Raw genomic sequence first — 21,200 nt, 5'->3', positions numbered from 1 at the left:
GGGGGATGAAGTCCTCGGACTCGGGCTCCAGCTCGGTACGGCTGGCCCTCGCCGCCTACCGCTGGCTGCTGGTCCTTCTGCCCCGCGATTTCCGCATGGAGTACGGCCCGGATCTGGAGGCGTGCTTCGCGGAGATCGCGGCCGCGGCTCGGCAGCGCGGTGTGCTGCCCCTCATCGGCGCTACGCTGCGCGCCCTGGCCGATCTCGTGGCCCAAGCCGTGATCGTACGTGTGCGGGGAGCGCGTGCGGGGCGGCCCACCGAGGCCCGCAGCGGGGGTGGGGTCTGGCAGGATCTCCGCCATGGCGTCCGACGTCTGCGCCGGCATCCTGGCTTCGCGCTCACCGCCGTGTTGACCCTGGGCCTCGGGCTCGCGGCCACCACCTCGGTGTTCAGCTTGGTGCACGGCGTGGTGCTTCGCCCGCTTCCCTATCCCGATGCGGACCGCCTCGTCCAGATGGACCACGGCGCCACCGGTCTCGGAATCGAGCGCGGACTGGGCGTTACGTATGGCGTGTATCGCTTCTACGCCGAACGCGCGACGGCCGCCGAAGCCACGGCCATGTACTCCTGGACCAACGCCACGCTGACGGGGGTGGGTGACCCGGTCCGGCTGGCCGCCATCTCGGCCACTCCGTCACTGGGCGTGGTACTCGGTGTGCGTCCCAGCCTGGGTCGCTGGCTGGTGGCGGCCGACGCGGAGCCCGGTGCCCCGCCGGTGGTCGTACTCTCGCATGAGCTGTGGCGCACACGGTTCGACGCCGATCCGGCCGTCGTCGGGCGCAGTGTCAGGCTCGACGGCATCCTCACCGAGGTCGTGGGGGTAGCCGCGCGCGAGTTCGCGTTCCCTTCGGCCGACGCCGAGCTCTGGCAGCCACGCAGCGTACCCGCCACGGGGGTGGGGGGCTGGAACGAGATGGCGGTGGCCCGCTTGGCGCCCGGAGCTTCACCCCTCGATCTCGAGCGGGAAATGACGGCGCTGCTGCCCGTGCTCAGGGAGACCACGGACGACCCCGCCCGGATGAGCGGGTATCTGGACGACGCCGGGGTGGTGCCCCGAGTGGTCGGGCTGAAGGAGCAGATCGTGGGCGACGTGCGCGCCACGCTGTGGATCCTGCTCGGAGCCGTGGGTCTGGTCCTGCTTATCGCGTTGGCCAACGTCGCCAACCTCTTCCTGGTGCGGGCGGAGGAGAGCCGGCGTGACACCGCGGTGCGGGCTGCGCTCGGGGCCAGCTCCGCGCGACTCCTACGGGAGCGCCTGGCCGAGTCACTGTGCATCGCCTTCGCGTCGGGCCTGGTGGGGCTCGGTGCTGCCCAGCTCGGCGTGCAGCTGCTCAGGGACCGTGCTCCGGTGGACGTACCGCGGCTCGCAGACGTGGGGCTGCATCCGTGGGTGGTCGCGGCCAGCGCTGGCGCGGCTCTGGCGCTTGCCTTGCTCCTGGGCTCCATCCGCACACCGCTCACCACCGCCGGCTTGTCCGCGGGCCTGAAGGAGGGCGCGCAGCGCGCCACAGCTCCGCGGCACCGTCGCCTGGGTCGTGAGGCGCTGGTGACCGCACAGGTCGGGCTGGCCCTGATGTTGTTGGTGGGATCGGCATTGCTGCTGCGCACGTTCCAGCGACTGAGGCACGTGGAGCTGGGCTTCAGCGAGCGGCAAGCCCTGACCTTTCAGATCGGCCTCTCCGAGAGCGCGTATCCGACCAACGCCGATATGCTGCGCTTCCACGAGGCTCTGCGCACGGAGCTCGCCGCTTTGCCCGGTGTCGAGCGTGTAGGCGCGGTCGCGCAGTGCCTGCCGCTCACGCCCAGCATGTGTTGGGGGGAGACCCTGGAAGCCGCCGGATTCCCCACGCCCGCCGGAGAAGTGCCGCCCGTTACCGGAGCCCGCCTGGCGACGACCGGCTACTTCGAGACGCTGGGCATCCAGGTACGAGGACGCGGCTTCACAGCGGCGGACGAGTCCAGCGAGGCGCTGGTCGCGGTGCTGAGCGAAGCGGCTGCCCGCGCTTACTTCGGCGAGGTCGATCCCCTGGGTCAGCGGGTGCGCTTCGCAGAAGACGGCCCCTGGTACACGGTCGTCGGGGTGGCCGCCAACGTGCGGGGACGAGCCCACACGGACGACTTCCTGCGCACGATCTATCTGCCCGCTAACGCCGCCAGCGACGGACCGCCTCCCAACCGGCTGACGTACGTGCTGAAGACGTCGGTGCCCCCGCAGAGCGTGCTGTCCGGCGTGCGCCGCGTGGTGCAGAGTCTCGACCCCATGGTTCCCGTGGCCGATGTCGAGTCTCTGGCCGAGCGCATCACCGCTGCGACGGCGTCCACCGCGTTCGCCCTCGCCCTTGTGGGCCTGGCGGCGGTTCTGGCGCTGCTGCTCGGTGCCATCGGGATCTACGCCGTGGTCGCGTATGCCGTGAGCCGGCGCACCCGCGAGATCGGGGTGCGCATGGCCGTGGGAGCCCGCGCAGCGGACGTGCGGCGCATGGTGATCCGGCAGGGCGGGGTGCCGGTGGCCATCGGTGTGGCCGCCGGCCTGCTCGGCGCAGTGGTGCTGAGCCGACTCATGCGCGGCCTGCTCTACGGAATCAGTCCTCTGGATTCCGTCAGCTACCTGGGGCCCACCGTGGTGTTGCTCGGCGTTGCCGTACTGGCGCTCTATGTGCCCGCTCGCCGCGCCTCGCGCGTGAGTCCGCTGCAGGCGCTACGGACCGACTGAGAACGTCGACGGAGGCCGATTGGGCAGCAGACGGGTCGGGCCGGTCGATTCGAAGTAGATCAGCGCGTCGAAGTCGGCAGTGAGGTCTGCGACGGGCCAGTAGTTGATGGGGCTCAAGGGATCGTAGCAGCATCCGACCGATCGGAACCGGCGTGGCCCCCGGAGCCAGGAGGTCTCCTCGGCGTCGAGATCGCGGCCCCGCAGGTCCAGCACGAAGCGGGGCAGGCCGGCAGACGCGAGGAACTCCTCGTACGACTGAGGGAAGATCGGGTCCAAGGTGTGGGTGGTCAGCCCGCTGAACGTGGTGCCGCGCTGGGTGACGGCGGTGAACCTGCCTCCGCCGTGCGACAGCGCGAAGACCACCATGTCATTCCCCAGTCGGGGACGCAGCGCGAGGCCCATGGCACCGGGGACGGTGGATACGTGGTAATTGTGCGCCCACAGCACCATGCGCCCGTCTGGACCGAGCTGATCCTTCAGCCAGAGCACGTTGTCTGCCATGGCGGCGTCCCGGGAGTTCAGACCGGACACCATGCTCTCGTACTGGAGCGCCACGTCCGCACTGTGCAGGGCCCGGTCGAACTCCACCTGTGAGGAGCGGCCCACGTAGTCGGGCTCGGCCGCAGCCAGCGTGTCGCGAACCCAGCGCAGGTCTGCGCGACACGCCGTCGCCTCGGTGCTGCTCAGACTCCCGTACCGCTGGGTGGGGAAGAGACCATCCGGTCCATTGGCGAAGCGTTGCAGGCAGGCCATGTGGTCGCTGAACGCAGTGCTTGCCGCTGGATCGACCCGGTCCACGAACTCCTGGACATTGAAGAGCGCCATGCCGGGGAACTGCATGTCGAACCCGTAGAAGCCTACATCGCCCCCGGCGGCGTTGTACTCGCGCATCCACTCGATCATCTCGAGCACGGCTTCCGTGCGCCACGTCCAGAAGTAGAGCCCGGAGAGCAGCTCCTCGGCGTTTCCCTCCCCCGTGCGCACGTAGTGGTCCAGGCGGTTGGCTTCGGGCCAGGTCGCTTCAATGGCGAACGCGTTGAATCCCATCTCCTCCACCAGGTAGCGGAGGAAGCGTGCCTTGATCTGGAAGAAGTCGCGGGTGCCGTGCGTCGCCTCGCCGAGCGACACGATGTGGGCGTCGCCCACGAGGTCGCGAAGACCCGCGAGGTCGTCCAGCGGTGCGTGGATGTCGACGGTGGACAGCGGCAGGGCGTTGGCCTTCAGCCAGGTCGCGACCGCAGAAGGCGTAGGCGGCGTCGGGCCCGTGGGGCTGGTCGGAGAGTTCTGGGCCTGCTCCTGGCAGGCGGCCAACGTCGCCGCGGCCAGGATCGTGAGCCATCGCCAGCGTCGCATCGATCTCCCCCCGTCCGAGCTGCTCCCCACCGCCTCGATACCGACTATAGGACGTTTCCGCGGAAACGCGAGCGCGCGGGTAGGCTGGCCATGGCCTGGCCTACGCAGATGCGGCCCATTCTTGCCGGCGCACGGATCCGCGGACCATCTTCCGGGCACGGCGCGCAGGGCGCCGCCCGTCCGCGGGAAGGACCGAGTCCACCTGACTGTAGGGATGGCCGGGCCGTGCACCTGAACCTCCTTGGCCCTCGACAGCGGACCGAACGGGCACTTCCGAGGAGGCACCATGCCGACCCGTCGTCTCCCGGTCCGTCCGGACCTCGATCAGCTCAAGCACCAGGCGAAGGACCTGCTCCGCGCACTGCGCGCGGGGGATGCGGCCGCACTCGCCGAGTTCCGCGAACTCCACCCTGCAGCGCCCAGCCCTGATGTGGCCAAGCTGTCCGACGCTCAGCTCGTGCTGGCGCGCAGCTATTCCGCATCGAGCTGGCCCCGTCTGCTGCAGGCCGTGCGCCTGGCCACCGCCCTCTGGCAGGATGACCTGGAAGGCGTGCGCGCCTTGGTACAGTCCAACCGCCACCTGATCCATGAGCCGGTGCTCATCCGCCGTGACAGCAATTGGGGGGCACCGATGGGCTACGCGGCCAACCTGGGCCGGGACGCCATCATCCGGATGCTCCATGGGCTGGGCGCCACCGACCACGAGCACGCAGGCGGGCGGGCGGCACTGCAGGGGCAGATTCGCACCGCCCGTCTGATCCACGAATTGGCAGGGAGCCCTCCTGTCTCACACCACGCTCTCGGCGGCCCGGCGTACACGCTGAGCTTGGAGGGCACTGCGCTGGTGCTCTCGCTGGGCGCCCGCGTCATCGACGACGCGGGGACGCGCTTGGCCCCGGTGGACGTGGTCCTGCAGACGGATTCCAGAAAGCCCGCTGCCAAGCACGGCATCCTGGATCTGTACGAGAAGCACGGACTCGAGCTGCCCGACACGCCTCCCATGGCGCTGCACCGCGGGCGCCTCGATCTGCTGGCAGCGCACCTCGACCGAGATCCGGCGCTCCTTACCCGCACGTTCTCCCACCGGGAGATCTACCCGTCGGAGATGGGGTGCGGTGACCCCTTGGATGCCACCGAGGGCACGCCACTGGCCGGCAGCACGCTCCTGCACATGGCAGTGGAGTTCGACGAGATGGAGATCGCGCGCTGGCTCCTCGATCGAGGCATGGACCCCAACGTCCGCGCTGCCGTCGGCGCCAGCGGGTTCGGTGGGCACACGCCGCTGTTCAACACGGTGGTCTCCCAGCCCAACTTCTGGATGAACTACGGGGGGAGGGGTCCCTTCCAGGCTCCGTTCACCGAGCTGCTCCTCGAACGGGGTGCCGATCCCAACGTGCGGGCGTCGCTGTGGAAGCGGCTGCACCCCGGTCACGGCGACCCGGCGCGCCACGACTACCGGGACGTGACGCCCATCGGGTGGGGGGAGCGCTTCCACGCGCCCATCTTCGTGAGCCGGCCGGCCATGGACCTCATCCGGGCGGCGGGGGGCGTGGGGTAGGGGGGGTTCAGGATGCTGGGCACCGGCGCCGAGGGCTGTGAGGAGCTTGACACTGGCCATCTGCATGCACATATACATGCATGGCAACCAAGACTATCTCCATCGACCTCGAGGCCTATGAGCGTCTGCGGCGCGCGCGGCGAACGCGCTCGGAGTCGTTCTCCATGGTCATCAAGCGGGCAATGTGGCCCACGCCGCCCCGGACTGCGCGTGCCCTGCTTGATGCGCTGAAGGGGACTCCGCTGATGGACGAGGAAGCGTTGGACCGGTTGGAGCGGGCTCAAGCCGAAGACCGGCCGCCGGAGGATCCGTGGCGGGACGGGTAGCACTCGACACCACGTTCCTCATCGATCTGCAGCGAGAACGGCGGCGTGGCGAAGCCGGGCCTGCTCATCGGTTTCTAGAGTCGGATCCCGATCTCGAGTTGCACCTGCCGACGCCTGTCCTGGGGGAGTTCGCCGAGGGATTCGATGACACGGAGGATCCGATCCTCCGCGCTGTCCGCGAGCTTCACGTATTGCTTCCAGTCGACGAGGAGGTGGCGCTGACCTACGCGCGCATCGCTCGGGGCCTGCGCGAGCGGGGCATGCTCATCGGTACCAACGACCTGTGGATCGCCGCGACGAGCGTCCGCTACCGGATTCCGCTGGTGACCGCCAATGCCGGGGACTTCCTGAGAGTGGAAGGGCTGGAGGTGGTTTCCTACCGCTGACCTTGGCCGGCGGATACCTGCAAAGCCGCGGATGGCCTCTGTGGGCGGTTCCAGCCCTTGCGTCCGAAGGTTCATGCCATGAACTTAGTTCATGGCATAAACCATAGGAGGTCCCATGGATCGCTCACCCGAAGCCCGGCTCTTCCGAACCCACTGGCAGGACGGCGCTCTGGACCTGGTCGCCGGAGGCTCCCTGCTGCTCATCGGGTTGGGCTACGTCATCGATCAGCTGATGGTCCCCCTGGTGGTGCCGCTGGCCTTCGCGGCCTGGTTCATCCTGCGCAAGCAGGTGGTGGAGCCCCGGGCCGGCTACGTGGAGTTCTCGCGCGAACGCCGCCAACACACCGCGCGGGCACTCTCCGGGGCCGTGGCGTTTGGCCTTGGCGCGCTGGCCTTGGTCAGCGTCGCGGTGGTGCTGTCGCGCGGAGAGGGGCGGAGTGCGCTACAAGCGGTCGACGCGGTGCCCGCCTTGCTCGTGGCCCTGGCCGCGCTGGTGGGCGCGGCGCTCACGCGATCAGTGCGCTTCGGCGTGTACGCGGTGTTGATCGCGGGAGCCGGTGCGTTGACGGTCCTGCTGGGAACGGGGCCGGCCATCCCGCTTCTGGCGGGCGGCGCAGTCGTCTGCGGAACCGGTGCGGTGCTGCTGGCGCGCTTCCTGGCCGAAAGCCGTCCGTTCATCGGCCAGGAGTAGCCGCGATGCAACCGGCTGTTCCCGAGATCGATGGCTTCCTGCATGAGCCCGCCCGCCTGCGGGTGCTCGTTCTGTTGGCCATGGTGGACGCGGCCGACTTCATGTACCTGCAGCGGCAGACGGGACTCAGTCGCGGCAACCTCTCGGTGCAGATGGGTCGACTGTGCGAGGCGGGTCTGGTGGACGCGTCCAAGCGAGAGGTGGAGGGACGGCTGCGTACCACCTACGCCCTGACGAAGGCCGGGAGCGTCGCGCTCGACGACTACAAGTCGACGATGTCCGATCTCCTGGCCGCCATTCCCGGGCGCCGTCCTACGGCGTAAAGAGGCGGCGGGTCCCGGCGGTGGGGACCCGCGGCTTCCTATCACTGCGGTAGGGAGTACTCGAACACGTAGCGGTGCTCGCCTCCGTCGATCTGGATCTCCAGAGACCCCACGAGGCCCAGCAACTCATCCGTGCCCGAGTCCGGCAGCACAGTGATGCTCATCGACGGTCGTCCGCGGTCCATCGTAGCGCTGTGCTGGAGCACGAAGCTGCCTTTGCGGCCACCCAGAGTTCCGGTGACCACTTCAATGGCGACATAGCCGGCCGACCCCTCGACGCCGCCCATGGCCGAAAGCATCTGACCGACGCTGGTGCCGACCAGGTCACCCGCGAAGGTCTTATCGATGGAAAAGCCCCCCATCGGAGGGGCGAGCTCGCTTGTGAGCGGCGTCAAGGTGACTTCGAAGGTGCCTCGGGCAGTATGGCTCATCGCTTCTTGATCCGGTCGAGCTCGTGAGTGGGAAGTGGCCGCCGTCAATGTACCCGCCAGGACCATGCAGGCAGCGGTCACGGTAAGTCGGCGCGGCATCGCATGCGCATTGCTATGGCTTGGTCCCATGGAACAGCAGCCTCTCGGTGGTATCGCCCGGGAACGTGTGTCGGCCGGTCGTAGCGACGAGGCCCGCGCCCTGCAAAGTCGCCAGCCACTGCGCTACGGAGAAGAGGCCAAGTACGTGGCGGTCGCTGTGGGCCTGCACGGCGCCATCGACGGTCCTAAGAAGGTAGGCGAGGTCGACGGTATACGTCGTGTCGCTCGGGTCTGGGTCCCAAGTCCACTCCAGGTAGCGGAGCGCGCGCTCCGGACCATCATGACCGCCCTGTTCCGCTCCAAAGCGGAACGACTCGCGCACGAAGTCTGGAGCGATCAGAAAGGAGCCGCCAGCGCGGAGGTGCACGAAGACCGTGTCGGCTGCCGTGCGCAGGTCTTCGAGCGTGGTCATGTAGCCGATCGCGTCCTGGACCAGCACACAGTCGAACTCCCTGCCCAGGCGGAGCGACCTCATGTCGCCCAGCACGTGTTCACACTCCGGGTTCAAGCGGTGGCTCACGGAGAGCATGTCTGCAGCGGGGTCCACCAGCACGACCTCACCGAAGGTCTGCATGAGATGAAACGCATTGTTCCCACCGCCGCTGCCAAGCTCGAGGAGTGAGCGGGCCGGTGGATCGGCCTCCCGCTTCAGGATCGTGCCGTAGAGGGCCGCGGCCTGGGCGTGGTCTTCGGGGGCCGAGAGCAGCGGCCACCACGAAGCGAGCTCACCGTAGAGAAGGTGGCCTCCGCTGCGTGCGTCCCCGGTGTTGCTCACGTGCACCCGCGCAGGGTCGGGGACGTCACTGCTGGGCGGCCCCGTCCAGCGTGCGCTGTTCCGAGGGAGACAGGACGGCTCGGACGGTGGCGGTGTCGTAGAAGGACTGGATGGCCTTGATCACATCACCCTCGATGCGAACCCAATCGCAGGACTCGACCCCTCCCTGGGGCGTCACGTTGGTGAACCAGACTGCGGCCTGGTCTCCCGTGGAGATCACGTGCTTGATCTGGATCTCGACGACGCTCTTCCTGGCCATCGGCTCCACGGCCGCCAGGTACGATTCCCGGTCCTCGAACCGTCCGAACGGACTGGTGTGTGTGAAGTCCGGGGCCAGCCGAGTGCGCAGCCAGTCCATGTCGAACCGCATCCAGGCCTCCAACCAACCCACCGCCAGTTCGGCACTGCGCTCACGGGTGTCCATGGTGTGTTGCTCTCCGATGGTGTCGGCGACGAAACGGTCGGCGCCGAGCGCACGACCTACGACGGCCTGTTGCAGTCGGCCCAGGTGATGATCCCACCCGTCCGACACGGGATGGGAAGGATCGAACCCGGTGTGTCGAAGCAGGAGTCGGGTTCCTCGCCCTTCAGGGATCAGCTCGATCTCGACCCGGCTGCCGCCTACGGGAACTATGCTGCCGGACATTCCGACAGTGAAGACGACGCGACGCGGTGGGTCCACGATCTCGTAGCGGCCCTCGGAGACGACGCCACCCTCGAAGGTGAGCTTGAACACACCTCCGGGCCGAGGCTCGAGCTCGGCGGACTCTCCGCACCACTGCACCATCCGCAGAGGGTCGGTGAGGAAGGGAAACACGACGTCCGGTGGCGCGTCGATGACAATCGACTTCTCGAGGTGCGTGGGTTGGTGGGTCACGTGTTCTCACCTCGCCTGCCCCGGTGTTCCGCTTCGGCGGCGACCTTGAGGTCGGACAGGGCAGCGTCCCAGAACCGGTCGAAGAACAGCCTGACCTCGTCCAAGGCGCTCGGGTCGGCGCGGTAGAATCGACTCGTGCCCTGGCGCCTTACGCGCACCAGCCCCGCCGAGTGGAGGACCCGCAGATGCTGGGAGACGGCCGAGCGGGTCATGGCGAAGCCTTGGCTCAACTCGCCCGCCGACACTTCCCGGCTCCAGGTCCTCCGGAGGAGGGCTCGCCTGGTGGGGTCGGCCAGGGCCGAGAGTCTCCCGTCGATCTGTCCCGCGTTCATGCCGTACGTTAGTAGTTGCTTTCGTAAGACACAACTGTCATACTCCAACCATGGACGACTGGCGGATTGTGATGAGGGGTGCAGAAGCCAACTACCTCGCGGTCGTAGTCGCCGCGATGGTTCCGATCGTGATCGGCGCGCTCTGGTACTCCCCCTTGATGTTCGGAGAGGTCTGGGCACGGGCCCATGGGTTCTCCGAGGACAGGCTTCTCGAGATAGGCCGCCATGGAGCCCGGACCGTCGCGGTTTCCTTTGTCTGCTACCTCGTGATGGCGGTGGTGCTCTCCCGGCTCATCTCGACCCTGGGCCTCTCCTCGGCGTCCGGCGGCGCGTTGTTGGGCCTTCTGCTCTGGCTGGGGTTCCTCGCCACCATGGGCCTGACCGCGTTCCTCTTCTCCGACAAGCCCATCCTCACCTACCTGCTCGATGCCGCCTACCAACTGATGTACGCAGCGGCGATGGGGGCTCTCCTTGCCTCGTGGCGGTGAGGCGGGCACATCCTCAACAGCTTCGTTCCGGTGCGGAAGGAGGTGCAACGACCATGCAATCCCGCCTGAGTCCTCCCGCGGGCTATCCGCGGATCACCGCCTATCTCCGGTACCAAGACACCGGCGCAATGATGGAGTGGCTGGCTGACGCTTTCGGCCTGGTGGAGCGCAGCCGAATGGCCGGCCCCGACGGCGCGGTGCAGCATGCCGAAATGGAGCTCGAGGACAGCCCCATCATGTTGGGGTCTCCCGGTGGCGACTATAGGAACCCAAGGCACGTTGGCCACGCGACCAGCAGCCTCTACGTCTACATCGATGACGTCGATGCGCACTGCGAGCGGGCCCGCAGCTCTGGCGCGGAGATCATTGAGGAGCCTGCAGATCAACCCTACGGCGATCGACGGTATGGCGTGCGAGACCCGGAAGGCCAGGAGTGGTACTTCGCGTCGCGCCGTGCGGCGGACTCGCCAGGAGTCGGTGGCAGCGCCTCGTGAGATCCGGTCACTCGAGATCGAGGCCCCGCAGCGACGGCAGAAGGTCGCTGTCGGCGCCCTGGTGGGGTGGGGCGCAGCTCGCTGGCGGACTGCTCCTGCTGGCCAGCGCCTGTGCCCCCGGACCTGGCGCACCGCTGCATGCGTTCAACTCGCAGGACATCCTGGCACGCAGGGCCCAGCTTGTCCGCGCCGCCGTCGCCAGGGACTGGGACGGGGTGGGGATGCTGCATGCTGAAGACGCGATCCTGCTCCCTCCGGGCGGTCGAGTCATCCGTGGTCGGGACAGCATCCAGGCGTTTCTGACCAGCCCTGGAGACGTCACGACGGCGGACGTGCGCTACCTCGACCTGCAGGTCTCGGGAGCCGATTCGCTGGCCTACGTGGTCGCGCGATACGAGTACGCCGTCCTCCGAGGCGCCGACACGGCTCGGGTACAGGGCCCGTACGCCGCCGTGTGGAAACGCCATCCCACCGAGGGCTGGCAGATCCAGGTCATGTCGTGGCATTGAGTCCCGAGCCTTGGCTCCGCCCACAGCTCAGCGGCGCCGCCCCAGCAGCACCTGACTCCCGGGGAACGACGAGGAGCCGTCCGCCACGTCGAGCATCCATGTGGCCACGTCGCTGCGCCGCACCGTGGAGAGGAGGCCATAGCGGCTCACCGGGCCCACAACGCCCGTCGGGCGTCCATGCATCAACGTCACGGGCCGCACCGCCAGGGACGGTATGGACGACTTCGCCAGCACGCGTTCCGCTGCCTCCAGATCGCGGTAGGCGGTACCGACGTGGCCGGCGCCGATCAGGAGCCGGACGGGAGCGCTGGTCTGCGCCACGCTATCCCCGACGCCGCCCGCGCTGATCCACACGAACCGCTGCAGCTCCCTCGAGCGAGGTGCGTCGACGACGATGCGCGTGACCCGCTCCACCAGGTCCGGAGGAGAAAGGAGCGTGGACCACGGAAGCAGTGAGCGACGGCGCAGTCCCAAGCACGAGATCACCGCGTCTGCAGCGCTCAACAGCAGTGCGAGAAACGACGGCTTCATCACGGAGCCGCGCACCACCTCGACGCCGTCCGGGGCACGGTAGGGTGTCTCCGGTCGCACGGCTGCCGTCACGGCGTGCCCCCGCCCTGCCGCCAGGCGGGTCACCCACTGGCCGGTCGCACCCGATGCACCCAGAACCAGGAGCCTCATGACTCCTGGTGCTGCTCCGCGAGAGCAGTGCTCACCGGACTGCGCTCCCGAGTGTGGAGTGGTGGAACAGGTCGTCGATCTCTTCCGCGCTCAGATGGTCCGCTGAACGCAGCCACCAGGCCAGCAGCGCCAGAAACGCTCCTGCGGTCGCGCGCGCGCGGCCCAGCAGGATCTCCCGCGACCCGTGAGCGCCGCCCACGCGCTCCAGCTCGACCGCGATCATATCCGCAAGGATGCCTTCGCTGATCTCCCGCAGCCGCGGATCGGCGCCTCCGAGCACGGCGGCCTCGAAGAAGCGGCGCTGCTCACGGATGTGTCGCAGCATGGGCATCGAGAAGCGGAACCGGCGGGCGTCTTCTTCCGCGGTGGTTCCGGGCGGGGCCTGCCGTGTGAGCGTGCTGAGCCGGCCCTCCAACCCGGAGAGCAGCAGATCCTCCTTCGACTCGAAGTGGGTATAGAAGGTGGAACGACCGACACCGGCGCGATCCACGATGGCACTTACCGTGATCGCGTCGTAGTCGTGCTCGGCGAGCAGCTCGAGCAGCGCCATTCGCAGCCGGGTCTGGGAGCGTTGCATGGCAGGTCAGGTTAGTCCGCCCCGCAGGTCCCAGCCAGGCGAAGCGAGACACCACCCCCCCATCTGTCCAGTTTCAGACACTCCCAGAGCGGGTGTCGCTTGATGCGAGGGAGAGTGGTGCGGGATACTCACCGGCACGTTCCAACGAACCGGAGATCGACCGTGTTTCACCTCGCTCTGCTCGTCGTGCTTGCCGGCGCCGTCATTCACGTTCTGCGTTTGTCGAATCGCACCAGCTCCGCGGCTGGCGAGGCGGTCCTGCGCTGGGTCCTGGTGGGCTACTGCGGGATCCCCATGGTCCTGTTCATGGGATACGCGCTCGTCCATCCGGCGGAGGCCTCCCAGGCCGTGGGCATGCCGGCGGGGTCGCCGTACCAGACGTTCGCCGTTTGGGCGCTGATTGGCATGGGCATCGCGGCAACGCTGGCCCTCCGGATCAGGGGCGCCTACCTCGTGGGTCCCGCCATCGCCTGGTCGGTCTTCTTCCTCGGGGCCACGGCCATCCACATGCAGCAGCTCCGGTCGGAAGGAGGGCTCACGCACGGCATGGCGCTGCTGATCTTCGCTACCCACGGCCTCATATCCGTGGTGTTGCTGGGCGCGCTGTGGGCATCGGGACTGCTGCGCGGGGGTGGCGCCGACGCTGCGGCGCGGCGGCCGTGAGGTTCGGCCACGCGCTGCAGCTCGGATGAAGGGGCTCCACGCGCTGACGACGCTGGTGCTGGCCGCCACACTGTCCCAGGTCTATGGGGCGGGCCTGCTGGTGTTCGCGGGCAACTACGACTTCCACCCCACGTTCGGGTACGTCGTGCTCCTGCTCGTCATCGTGCAGGCACTCTGGATCGGGGTGTCCCGTAAGAGGCACCTGGGCTGGCCGGTCGGGCTGGCGCTGGTCTCGGGGATCGCAGCCCCGTTCCTCGTGATCAACGGCCCGCAACTGGGGGCGACATTGGCGTCCTTGCACCCGTTGTTCGGAGTGGCAGTCGTCATCGCCGAGGTGGTGCTGTGGCTTCGCACGCGGGCGCAGTCGCCTGCCCTGTGCTCGGCTCCGCCTCCCGGCATCGAGGGCTGAGAGCCGGGACAGCACCCGGGCGTACCGCCACCACCCGAGTCGACCTCTCGGTCCAGACCCTCCCGGCGAGGCCGGACCCTCCCTCCCTCGCCGAGGAGGTGACTCGTGGCCCCCTGCGGTCCGCTTCTGCGCTTATGCCAAGGTAGGAGATGCGACCTCCCAACCGGAGGCTCCATGCGCCCCGTCAGATCCTCTATCCTGGTTGCTGTTGCTGTTGCGGTCGGTGCCACGGGAGCGTGGCTGCGTCTCGATGCCGGAGGTGCCGATGCTCAGGGCTCGCGCTTTGTCATTCCACAGTTGCGTCCCACGGGACTACTTGGCGTGGGCTTCCTGGACAATGGGTGCACGGCATCTCTGATCGACGCCAATCACATTGTTGCAGCGGCCCACTGTTTCACATACGACGACCGTGGTGTCTGGCAGGGACCGCTCCGGTTCTATCCAAACTTCCACCCGCAGAACACGTCTCACCCATTCTCGACGGTCCAGCGCGCGGTGGTAGGGACGCGCGTGCAGACCGGGTCCGAGTTCGTGCGCTCCGATTGGGGGATCGCTGCGATCGATCCGCCGATTGCGGGTGTGCTGCCGTTGGTCTTCGATGTCCCTGGACCGGTACCGGCCACCGTTCACCATCTGGGGTACGCACGCGATACAGCGTTCTTCGGTCCGGGTCCCAAGCCTCCCGGTCTGCCGACTCCCGCCGATTTCCTGGGGAACGTCTGGTGGCAGCCGGCGATCATGGAAACCGATTGCACACTATTGAACGTGGACAACGACTACCTGTCCGTCACGTGCAAGATACTCGGGGGCGACTCGGGCTCTCCCATCCTGGATGCGGCGACGGGGCCCCATGTGTACCGAGTGCTCGGTGTGGTCCACGGAGGGTCGGGTGGTCCAAGCGCGGCGCGGTTCATCGGGGCACCGCGGCAAGCGGGGCCCGTCGCGGTCAGTTCGGTCGGGACGGGCCGGACGGCGCTGTGGGCCCTCGACGTCGACGCTGAACACCTGACCGGTCGTGTGCGGGCCAGCCCGAGCACCACGGCGCGCTTCGCTCCGTTTCGTCGCATCGGCTATCTGAAGGCTCCACGTGATGTCGCGGCCGCGTCGACCGGCACTGGAAGCTCCCGTGTCTTCGTGGTGAGCAACGGGGGCGCCCTTCGGCGTATCGACGTCGCCCCCAACCTCGGCAGTCAGTGGGCTACTCATCCAGGGCCACCGGGATCAGCCTCGGTCGACGCTGTTGACGCGGCGGAGGGCCTCGGCTCAAGCACGCTCTACGCCTCGACCACGGACGGTGCGCTCTTCCGACAGGTGATTGGGCAGTCGATGTGGACGCCTATCACGTCGAAGCCGAACTTGAGTGCGCTCGCGACGGAGCGTTTGGCCACCGGCGCAGACCTGATCGTCGTGGCAGCTTCCTCCGGGGTCTGGATCAGCCGCGTTTCCGCCGCCGGGAAGCAGGGAGGACTCGCGCCCGTCACGCTCCCCGAGGGCAGCTCCGCCCAGGCGTTGGACGTCAAGCGCCTGCAAAGCGGTGCGGTGCTCCTGGTCATGCTGGACTCCCAGCAACGGCTGTGGACGCGTCTCTCCGCTGGCGCCGATCCCACGAACGGTGGCTGGTCCGACTGGCGGCGCGCGGACATCCCACTGTGGGCCCCGCAGCTTGCTGCGAAAGCGAGCCCACTGGAGGCCTTGGGTGCGTATTTCTTCGGCTACTTCGACGAGGTGGTGGGTGGTCAGGTCGGCGATCTGGCCTACATCACCGTGGACCAATGGCGTGAGCCGAACGCCGCCCAGCGCCCCATCCTGTTCGCCACGGATCTGCAGGGCAACATCTATGTGTCTGAACAGCAGGAGCGTACGTGGGGCTGCACGTCCTTCTTCTCAAGCACGTTCTGCCTCCATCGCTCGACCGTGTGGACAGCGTGGCGGTCGTTCTACGACTGAGCCTAGGCCGGCTTCCGGCCCCGTCCCAGATACAACGTGTTGCTCAGCCCGAAGAAATCGGTCGACCCCATGAGGGAGAGCAGTCGCGCGTGGTCGTCTGCGGAGATCACGCCCTTTCCAACGACCAGCTCGCGCAGTCGCTGAAAGGTCATCCCATAGAGGTCCGCCAGCGCGTGCCCGCCGTGCCACTCGAGAATGACCCCCTCCACGTGCGTATCGTGTAGCCCTTCGGCACGCAGCACAGCGCCGATGCGACGGCCGTAGAACGGATCGAAGCCGATGACGCGCGCCGCATCGATCACAGACGCGAAGCTACGGTCGAAGAACGCTGCATCGTCCGGCGAGGCGTCGGTGGCGCGGACCGTGGAGAAGTCAGCGACCACGGCCACAAGCCATCCCCCTGGGCGGAGCGCCTCAATCAGCTTCTGAACGACGGCGTCGCGCTGGGGAAGGTGGGCGAGCACAGCACGAACATGGATCAGGTCGTAGCCCTCCTCTTCCAGCGGGTCGGTCACGACGTCGTGTTGGAGAACTCGTAGGTTCGGGGCCGTGAGCGCCTGAAGGAACTTCGTCTCGACGTCGGTGGCGACGACCTCGCCCTGGGGACCGACGATCTGACAGAGACGTTCCGCGATCGAACCGCCACCTGCGCCGACGTCCAGACATCGCCAGCCCGGGCGTGGATCCGCACCCATGATGGTCCGCATGCTCCACGGATCGAACGCAGCCTCGAGTGCCGCGAGCCTCGCGCGCTCGGCGTGCCACGCGTGGTCGAACTGGTAGCTCATGGCTGCATGCTCGGTGTGTCCACCGGCCCTCCGTGCGGATCCAGTGCGAACCTAGGACACGTTACGCGCAGACGCCAACGTCCGCGACGGAACGGGCTGGCCGCGGTGCCCCTCAGTCTCCCAACAGATCCCAGCGATTGCCTTCGAGGTCCTCGAACACGGCGACCTTGCCGTACGACTCGTCACGGGGCGTGGTGATGAACTCCACGCCGGCGCTCACCATGCGGCGGTAAGTGGCCTCGAAGTCGTCCACCCGAAGGAACAGACCCACCCTCCCACCGAACTGCTCACCCACCACCTGGGTCTGTCGCTCTCCGTCCGCGCGCGCCAGCAGGAGTCCCGTCTCGGCGCCGGGCGGGCGCACCACCACCCAGCGCTTCGGGCGGCCGTCGTTGGTGAGCGAGGGGCTGTCCTCTGCGAGCTCGAAACCGAGTACGTCCACGAAGAAGCGGATGGCCGGTTCGTAGTCCCGAACCACGAGCGTCACCAGGTGCAGTCGGGTCATCTGTCGGTGGCATTGCACGTTGTCTGTGGGTCGCCCGCCCTCAAGGCCCGTCGAGCGGGGCATCCCCGGTCTTTCAGGAACCAGGCAGGACTTCTGTCTCCACGAAACGGACGAACTCGGGGGAGAAGTTGTCCCTGCCTGCCTGCCGCGAGGCGCTGTCGCTTCCACCCCATGCCCGTCGCAGGGAACCGTACGCCGCGAAGAGACGCTTCATGCCGGCCACACCCGTTTCGGCGTCCGGAAAGTGCTCGTATTGCCATTCACGGCGCAGCAGCACGCCCATCCAGTAGGCGTTGAGACGGAACTCCTCCGCTTCCGTCAGTTCCTGGCCGCTCCGGTCCTTGAGGAACAGCTCTACGAGGCCCGGATCGCTGGAGATCTGGTACCAGCCATCCTGCAGGTTTTCCGTCAGCGTCGCCCGGGCCTCCATCTCCATCAGGTCGTTGTTCTGTCGCAACTCGACACCGAGGAACGCGAGGCCGGCGATGACACCCAGGTTAGCCAGCAGGTGCATCGCTTCGGACACGCTGCGTTTCTTCACGGGTGCTTCCTCCACTGCCTTCTCCGCGACAACGGGACGCCAGGACCAGGACGAGTGATGGCTAGCTTCCCACAAGGCAGGGGGCAAGCAACGACAGGCGTCCTCTCAGACGCCCAAGGCACCCACCGGAACCACGTGGTGAGCCCTCGATCGTCGACCGCTCGCCGTACGTGATTCCCGACCTCAGGCCGGAGTTGCGATTCGTCGATGAGGCGAGGCACCTCCCCCTTGTGGATCGAGGGACGGGTCGAGGGCCGCCGCATGCCGGCATTGCCGTCTCGATCGGTATTGTGCAACGCTGGCGATCGGTAAATGGCAACGTCCCTGATCGGTATTCTGCAATCTCCAAACCCCAGTGCCTCCGGGGGCGGATGAAACACGAAGGTCTTCGTAGTTGAAGACAGCGACCGGATTTCGTGAATACGAAGGTCTGCGTACTTCCCCGAGCCCGCGAGAGTTCGGCTCTCTAAGCCACAATTTGACATATTGTACCAAATGCCCATATTGGGACAATCACCCCGCAACCGTCCCCACCGGGCAGCCCACCATGACCGACTCCGCCGACACCCCGCACAGCATCACCGCCGCCGAGGCCCGGAAGAACATCGCGGAGCTGGTGAGCCGCGCCGCCTACGGGGGAGAGCGCTTTGTGGTGACCCGTCACGGGAAGGAGCTGGCGGCCATCGTCCCGCTCCGGGACGCCTCGCTCCTGGAGCGGCTGCGGGAGCTGCTGGAGAAGCGGGACTTCGAGGCCGCGCTCCGGGAGATCGAAGCCGGGGACACGGTGCCCTGGGACGAGGCCAAGCGGGAGCTGGATCTCTAGGACCGGGGAGACGAGTCCCGTGGCCCACCCGGTGGAGGTCTCGCGCGCGGCGCTCGAGCAGATCCGCGCACTGCCCGTGGAGGAGCGGCGCGCGGTGGCCCGCGCCGTCGACGCGCTGAGCAGCGCAGAGGGCCATCCCGGCAAGACAGGCACGCTGCTGGTGCCGGCGGGAGCGCACACGCTGGTGTGCGTGGTGGACGAGGACGGCCGGGTGGTGGTGGTCACGCTGCGGGCGGCGGGCACCTCGCCCGGCCGCACGCTGAGGGAGGCACTGGGCAGAGCCGGCAGGCTCCTGGGAAGAGGGGGTGGGATGAGGGAATGGACGGCGGACCTGCGTCACGCGGCGCGTAGCCTGCGCCGGGCTCCTGGATACGGGGTCGCGGCCGTGCTCACGCTGGCCATGGGCATCGGCGCCACCGCGGCGGTCTTCAGCGTGGCCAACGGCGTGCTGCTCGAGCCGCTGCCCTACCAGGATCCGGGGCGGCTGGTGTCCATCTGGAGCCACTGGGCGGACGAGGAGAAGAGCTGGGTGTCCTGGCCCGAGTACGTGGCGTACCAGCAGCAGGCGCAGAGCCTGGCCGACGCCGCGCTCTACTTCACGTCCGAGCACAACTTCACCTCGGTGGACGCGCCCGAGCGTGTGGGCTCCGCGGTGCTCACCGCCAACGCCTTCTCGGTGCTGGGCGTGCGGCCCTGGCTCGGCCGCTTCTTCACGCAGGAAGAGGCGGTGACCCAGGCGTCGGTGGTGGTCCTGGGCTACGACATCTGGCAGCGGCGCTTCTCCGGAGATCCTGCGGTGGTGGGCCGCACCGTCGAGATCAACGGCCTCGCGTTCGAGGTGCTGGGTGTGCTGCCTCCGGACTTCCGCCTGCCCATCGACTACGCGGCCGTCTCTCCCAGCGAGGTGTTCTTCCCCGCCGAGGGCGACGCCACCGTGCCGGTTGAGATCCCCCGCAACGGCGGCGACCACGGCTACTACGTGATCGCCCGCCTCGCGGACGGAGCCAGCGTGGAGTCGGTGCGCGTGGAGATGGATGCGCTGGCCGGACGTTGGGTGGCCGAAGGTCTGTACGATGAATCGCGCGCGTTCCGCCCCCTGGTGATCCCGGTCACGGAGGACGTGGTGGGGAAGGCGCGGGGCACCATCCTGCTGCTGCTGGGCGCGTGCGGGCTGGTGCTGCTGATCGCGTGTGGCAATGTGGCCAACCTCACGCTGTCCCGCTCTGAGCGGCGCACGCGCGAGGTGGCGGTGCGGCGGGCGCTGGGGGCGGGGCGCGGGCGCATCCTCCGCCAGCTCGCCGCCGAGAGTGTCTTGCTGGCCACGTTGGGTGGTGCGTTGGGTCTGCTCCTGGCGTGGGCGGGCGTGCATGCGCTGCTGGGCATCAGCCCGGACGCGGTGCCGCGCGCGGATGCGGTGGGGCTTAACGCCACGGTGCTGCTGTTCACCGTGCTGATCGCGGCCGCCACACCGGTGCTGTTCGCCTGGCTACCGGCGCTCCGCGTGACCGAACGCGCGGTGGGGAGTGCGCTGTACGGAAGCCGCGGCGCCGAGAGCGGTCCCGGACGCAGTCGTTTCCGGGGGCTGCTGGTGGCCAGTCAGATGGCGATGGCGGTGGTGCTGCTGGCCGGCTCCGCGCTGATGATGCGCACGTTCGCACGCCTGATGCAGATCGACCTGGGGTTCCGCACCGAGAACGTGCTTACCATGCGCCTCACGCTGCCGTCGGCGTCCTATCCCGAGCGGGACGACATCGTGCGCTTCTGGGACGACGTCCTGGGTCAGATCCGTGCGCTGCAGGGTGTGCGCGCGGCGGGCGCATCCCGCTTGCTGCCGCTGGCCAGCCAGATGGGGGACTCCGGCTTCAACGTGGTGGGCTACGTGCGCGCGCCGGACGAGTCGACCGCCGCCGAATGGCAGTTCGCCACGCCCGGCTACATCGAGGCCATGGGCATTCCCGTGCTCGAGGGCCGGGCGTTCCTGGAGAGCGACCGCGGGGACGCAGTGCCCGCCATGCTGATCAACGAGGCCGCCGCGCGGCGCTACTGGGCCCCCGGTGTGAGCCCGCTTGGGTCACGCGTGCGCACGTTCTCGGGCGATACCGCCACCATCGTGGGGGTGGTGGGCAACATCCGTCACAACGGCGTGACCAGCGACGCGCGGGAGCGCTGGTACCGCACCCCGGCCCAGATCACCAGCACCGGCAACCTCCGCCGCATGTCGCTGGTCGTGCACACCGACGGCGACCCGCTCGCCGTGGTGGGAGCCGTGCGGGACGTGATCCGCCGACGGGATCCCGCCATGCCGCTGGCCGAGGTCCGCACCCTGGACGACGTGGTGTCCTCCGCGCTGGCCCGCCCCCGGTTCGCCATGGTGCTGCTCAGCGCCTTCGGCGCGGTGGCGTTGGCCCTCTCGCTGGTGGGCGCCTACGGCGTGCTGGCCTACCTGGTCAGCCTACGCACCCAGGAGATCGGGGTGCGCATGGCGTTGGGCGCCACTCGTGGGACGGTGGTCCGCATGGTGGTGGGGCAGGGGCTCGGGATGGCAGCGGCGGGCGTTCTGGCCGGGACCGTCCTCGCGTTCTTCCTGACCCGGCTGATGGAGAGCCAGCTCTACGGGGTGGGGCCGCGGGATCCGGTCACGTTCACGGTAGTGCCGCTGTTGTTTGCGGGGGTGGCGGCGGTGGCGTGTTTGCTGCCGGGGGTGCGGGCGGCGGGGATTAATCCGACGCAGGCGTTGGGGGTGGAGTAGGCGCCAGGGTCTAGCGCTAGGGGACATTCCCCGGTGGGGCTCGGGTACCAGCGCGGAAGCGATAGCCGTGCTGCTCAGACCGCCTTCGCGGCGGCAGGCCATTACTCCGACAGTGCCATGAAGCTTCCCCGTTCACGATTGCCGACTGTGCCGTCTGCCGT

At 68.2% G+C, this 21,200-nt stretch carries 24 protein-coding genes; 14 read left to right on the top strand and 10 right to left on the bottom strand.

The features are described 5' to 3' along the window. Window positions 1-5 precede the first annotated feature (5 nt). Window positions 6-2,714: an ABC transporter permease gene (locus R3E10_15750; GenBank protein MEZ4417208.1), complete on the top strand. Its 2,709-nt coding sequence runs from the start codon at window positions 6-8 to the stop codon at window positions 2,712-2,714. On the opposite strand, the gene R3E10_15745 is transcribed toward R3E10_15750, so the two are convergent. Continuing rightward, entirely contained in the window at window positions 2,700-4,067 is a 1,368-nt protein-coding gene (locus R3E10_15745) for an erythromycin esterase family protein (GenBank protein ID MEZ4417207.1), read from the bottom strand. The genes R3E10_15750 and R3E10_15745 overlap by 15 nt on opposite strands. A gap of 286 nt (window positions 4,068-4,353) precedes the next feature. Between R3E10_15745 and R3E10_15740 the strand changes: the two genes are divergently transcribed. The 5 genes from R3E10_15740 to R3E10_15720 all read left to right on the top strand — a co-directional run bounded on the left by R3E10_15740 (window position 4,354) and on the right by R3E10_15720 (window position 7,351). Beyond that, on the top strand, window positions 4,354-5,625 hold the full coding sequence (locus tag R3E10_15740; GenBank protein ID MEZ4417206.1) for an ankyrin repeat domain-containing protein: 1,272 nt from the start codon (window positions 4,354-4,356) through the stop codon (window positions 5,623-5,625). 80 nt (window positions 5,626-5,705) lie between these two features. Then, the gene (locus R3E10_15735) at window positions 5,706-5,951 is read left to right on the top strand and encodes an antitoxin VapB family protein (protein MEZ4417205.1); all 246 of its coding nucleotides are present in this window, start codon (window positions 5,706-5,708) and stop codon (window positions 5,949-5,951) included. Then, complete coding sequence (locus tag R3E10_15730; GenBank protein MEZ4417204.1) at window positions 5,936-6,337, top strand: type II toxin-antitoxin system VapC family toxin; 402 nt, start codon at window positions 5,936-5,938, stop codon at window positions 6,335-6,337. Before R3E10_15735 ends, R3E10_15730 begins: the two co-directional genes overlap by 16 nt. A 115-nt stretch (window positions 6,338-6,452) precedes the next feature. After that, window positions 6,453-7,028, top strand: a complete 576-nt coding sequence (locus R3E10_15725) for a hypothetical protein (GenBank protein MEZ4417203.1) — start codon at window positions 6,453-6,455, stop codon at window positions 7,026-7,028. 5 nt (window positions 7,029-7,033) lie between these two features. Beyond that, window positions 7,034-7,351, top strand: a complete 318-nt coding sequence (locus R3E10_15720; protein ID MEZ4417202.1) for a transcriptional regulator — start codon at window positions 7,034-7,036, stop codon at window positions 7,349-7,351. Window positions 7,352-7,392: 41 nt separating this feature from the next. On the opposite strand, the gene R3E10_15715 is transcribed toward R3E10_15720, so the two are convergent. From R3E10_15715 to R3E10_15700, 4 genes are all read right to left on the bottom strand, one after another. Beyond that, window positions 7,393-7,782, bottom strand: coding sequence for a DUF3224 domain-containing protein (locus R3E10_15715; GenBank protein ID MEZ4417201.1), 390 nt, complete (start codon window positions 7,780-7,782; stop codon window positions 7,393-7,395). 112 nt (window positions 7,783-7,894) lie between these two features. Then, complete coding sequence (locus R3E10_15710) at window positions 7,895-8,656, bottom strand: class I SAM-dependent methyltransferase (GenBank protein ID MEZ4417200.1); 762 nt, start codon at window positions 8,654-8,656, stop codon at window positions 7,895-7,897. A 25-nt stretch (window positions 8,657-8,681) separates the two neighbouring features. Further along, on the bottom strand, window positions 8,682-9,533 hold the full coding sequence (locus R3E10_15705; protein ID MEZ4417199.1) for an SRPBCC domain-containing protein: 852 nt from the start codon (window positions 9,531-9,533) through the stop codon (window positions 8,682-8,684). Continuing rightward, window positions 9,530-9,865, bottom strand: a complete 336-nt coding sequence (locus R3E10_15700; protein MEZ4417198.1) for a metalloregulator ArsR/SmtB family transcription factor — start codon at window positions 9,863-9,865, stop codon at window positions 9,530-9,532. Before R3E10_15700 ends, R3E10_15705 begins: the two co-directional genes overlap by 4 nt. A gap of 71 nt (window positions 9,866-9,936) precedes the next feature. Between R3E10_15700 and R3E10_15695 the strand changes: the two genes are divergently transcribed. The 3 genes from R3E10_15695 to R3E10_15685 are packed head-to-tail and all read left to right on the top strand — an operon-like array spanning window position 9,937 to window position 11,356. After that, window positions 9,937-10,353, top strand: a complete 417-nt coding sequence (locus R3E10_15695; GenBank protein MEZ4417197.1) for a DUF1761 domain-containing protein — start codon at window positions 9,937-9,939, stop codon at window positions 10,351-10,353. 53 nt (window positions 10,354-10,406) lie between these two features. Further along, window positions 10,407-10,847, top strand: a complete 441-nt coding sequence (locus tag R3E10_15690; protein ID MEZ4417196.1) for a VOC family protein — start codon at window positions 10,407-10,409, stop codon at window positions 10,845-10,847. After that, entirely contained in the window at window positions 10,844-11,356 is a 513-nt protein-coding gene (locus tag R3E10_15685; protein MEZ4417195.1) for a nuclear transport factor 2 family protein, read from the top strand. The genes R3E10_15690 and R3E10_15685 overlap by 4 nt, the downstream gene beginning before the upstream one ends. 27 nt (window positions 11,357-11,383) lie before the next feature. Here the strand turns inward: R3E10_15685 and R3E10_15680 are convergent, their stop codons facing one another. Both R3E10_15680 and R3E10_15675 read right to left on the bottom strand, forming a co-directional pair. Then, window positions 11,384-12,037, bottom strand: coding sequence for an NAD(P)H-binding protein (locus R3E10_15680; GenBank protein ID MEZ4417194.1), 654 nt, complete (start codon window positions 12,035-12,037; stop codon window positions 11,384-11,386). 31 nt (window positions 12,038-12,068) lie between these two features. Next, window positions 12,069-12,614, bottom strand: a complete 546-nt coding sequence (locus R3E10_15675) for a helix-turn-helix domain-containing protein (protein MEZ4417193.1) — start codon at window positions 12,612-12,614, stop codon at window positions 12,069-12,071. Between the two features lie 162 nt (window positions 12,615-12,776). Here R3E10_15675 and R3E10_15670 point away from each other — a divergent pair, with 162 nt between their 5' ends. The 3 genes from R3E10_15670 (at window position 12,777) to R3E10_15660 (ending at window position 15,633) form a co-directional block, all read left to right on the top strand. Beyond that, a complete protein-coding gene (locus tag R3E10_15670) occupies window positions 12,777-13,277 on the top strand; it encodes a DUF6790 family protein (protein MEZ4417192.1) in 501 nt (166 codons plus the stop codon). 25 nt (window positions 13,278-13,302) lie between these two features. Then, entirely contained in the window at window positions 13,303-13,686 is a 384-nt protein-coding gene (locus R3E10_15665; GenBank protein ID MEZ4417191.1) for a hypothetical protein, read from the top strand. 174 nt (window positions 13,687-13,860) lie between these two features. Further along, the gene (locus R3E10_15660; protein ID MEZ4417190.1) at window positions 13,861-15,633 is read left to right on the top strand and encodes a hypothetical protein; all 1,773 of its coding nucleotides are present in this window, start codon (window positions 13,861-13,863) and stop codon (window positions 15,631-15,633) included. Window positions 15,634-15,635: 2 nt separating this feature from the next. On the opposite strand, the gene R3E10_15655 is transcribed toward R3E10_15660, so the two are convergent. From R3E10_15655 to R3E10_15645, 3 genes are all read right to left on the bottom strand, one after another. Next, window positions 15,636-16,421 carry a methyltransferase gene (locus R3E10_15655; protein MEZ4417189.1) on the bottom strand — a complete coding sequence of 262 codons (786 nt, stop codon included), beginning with the start codon at window positions 16,419-16,421 and terminating at the stop codon, window positions 15,636-15,638. A 112-nt stretch (window positions 16,422-16,533) separates the two neighbouring features. After that, window positions 16,534-16,926 carry a VOC family protein gene (locus tag R3E10_15650; GenBank protein MEZ4417188.1) on the bottom strand — a complete coding sequence of 131 codons (393 nt, stop codon included), beginning with the start codon at window positions 16,924-16,926 and terminating at the stop codon, window positions 16,534-16,536. Window positions 16,927-16,999: 73 nt separating this feature from the next. After that, window positions 17,000-17,467 carry a hypothetical protein gene (locus R3E10_15645; protein MEZ4417187.1) on the bottom strand — a complete coding sequence of 156 codons (468 nt, stop codon included), beginning with the start codon at window positions 17,465-17,467 and terminating at the stop codon, window positions 17,000-17,002. A gap of 547 nt (window positions 17,468-18,014) precedes the next feature. Here R3E10_15645 and R3E10_15640 point away from each other — a divergent pair. Next, the gene (locus R3E10_15640) at window positions 18,015-18,290 is read left to right on the top strand and encodes a type II toxin-antitoxin system Phd/YefM family antitoxin (protein MEZ4417186.1); all 276 of its coding nucleotides are present in this window, start codon (window positions 18,015-18,017) and stop codon (window positions 18,288-18,290) included. Window positions 18,291-18,309: 19 nt separating this feature from the next. Beyond that, window positions 18,310-21,039 (top strand): ABC transporter permease, encoded by a 2,730-nt coding sequence (locus R3E10_15635; GenBank protein ID MEZ4417185.1) that lies wholly within the window; start codon window positions 18,310-18,312, stop codon window positions 21,037-21,039. Window positions 21,040-21,200 lie beyond the last annotated feature (161 nt).

Source organism: Gemmatimonadota bacterium (assembly GCA_041390105.1).
Taxonomy (GTDB): Bacteria; Gemmatimonadota; Gemmatimonadetes; order Longimicrobiales; family Gaopeijiaceae; genus JAGQIF01.
The sequence above is the reverse complement of the archived record's forward strand: the minus strand, read 5'-3'. Positions and strand labels throughout refer to the sequence as shown.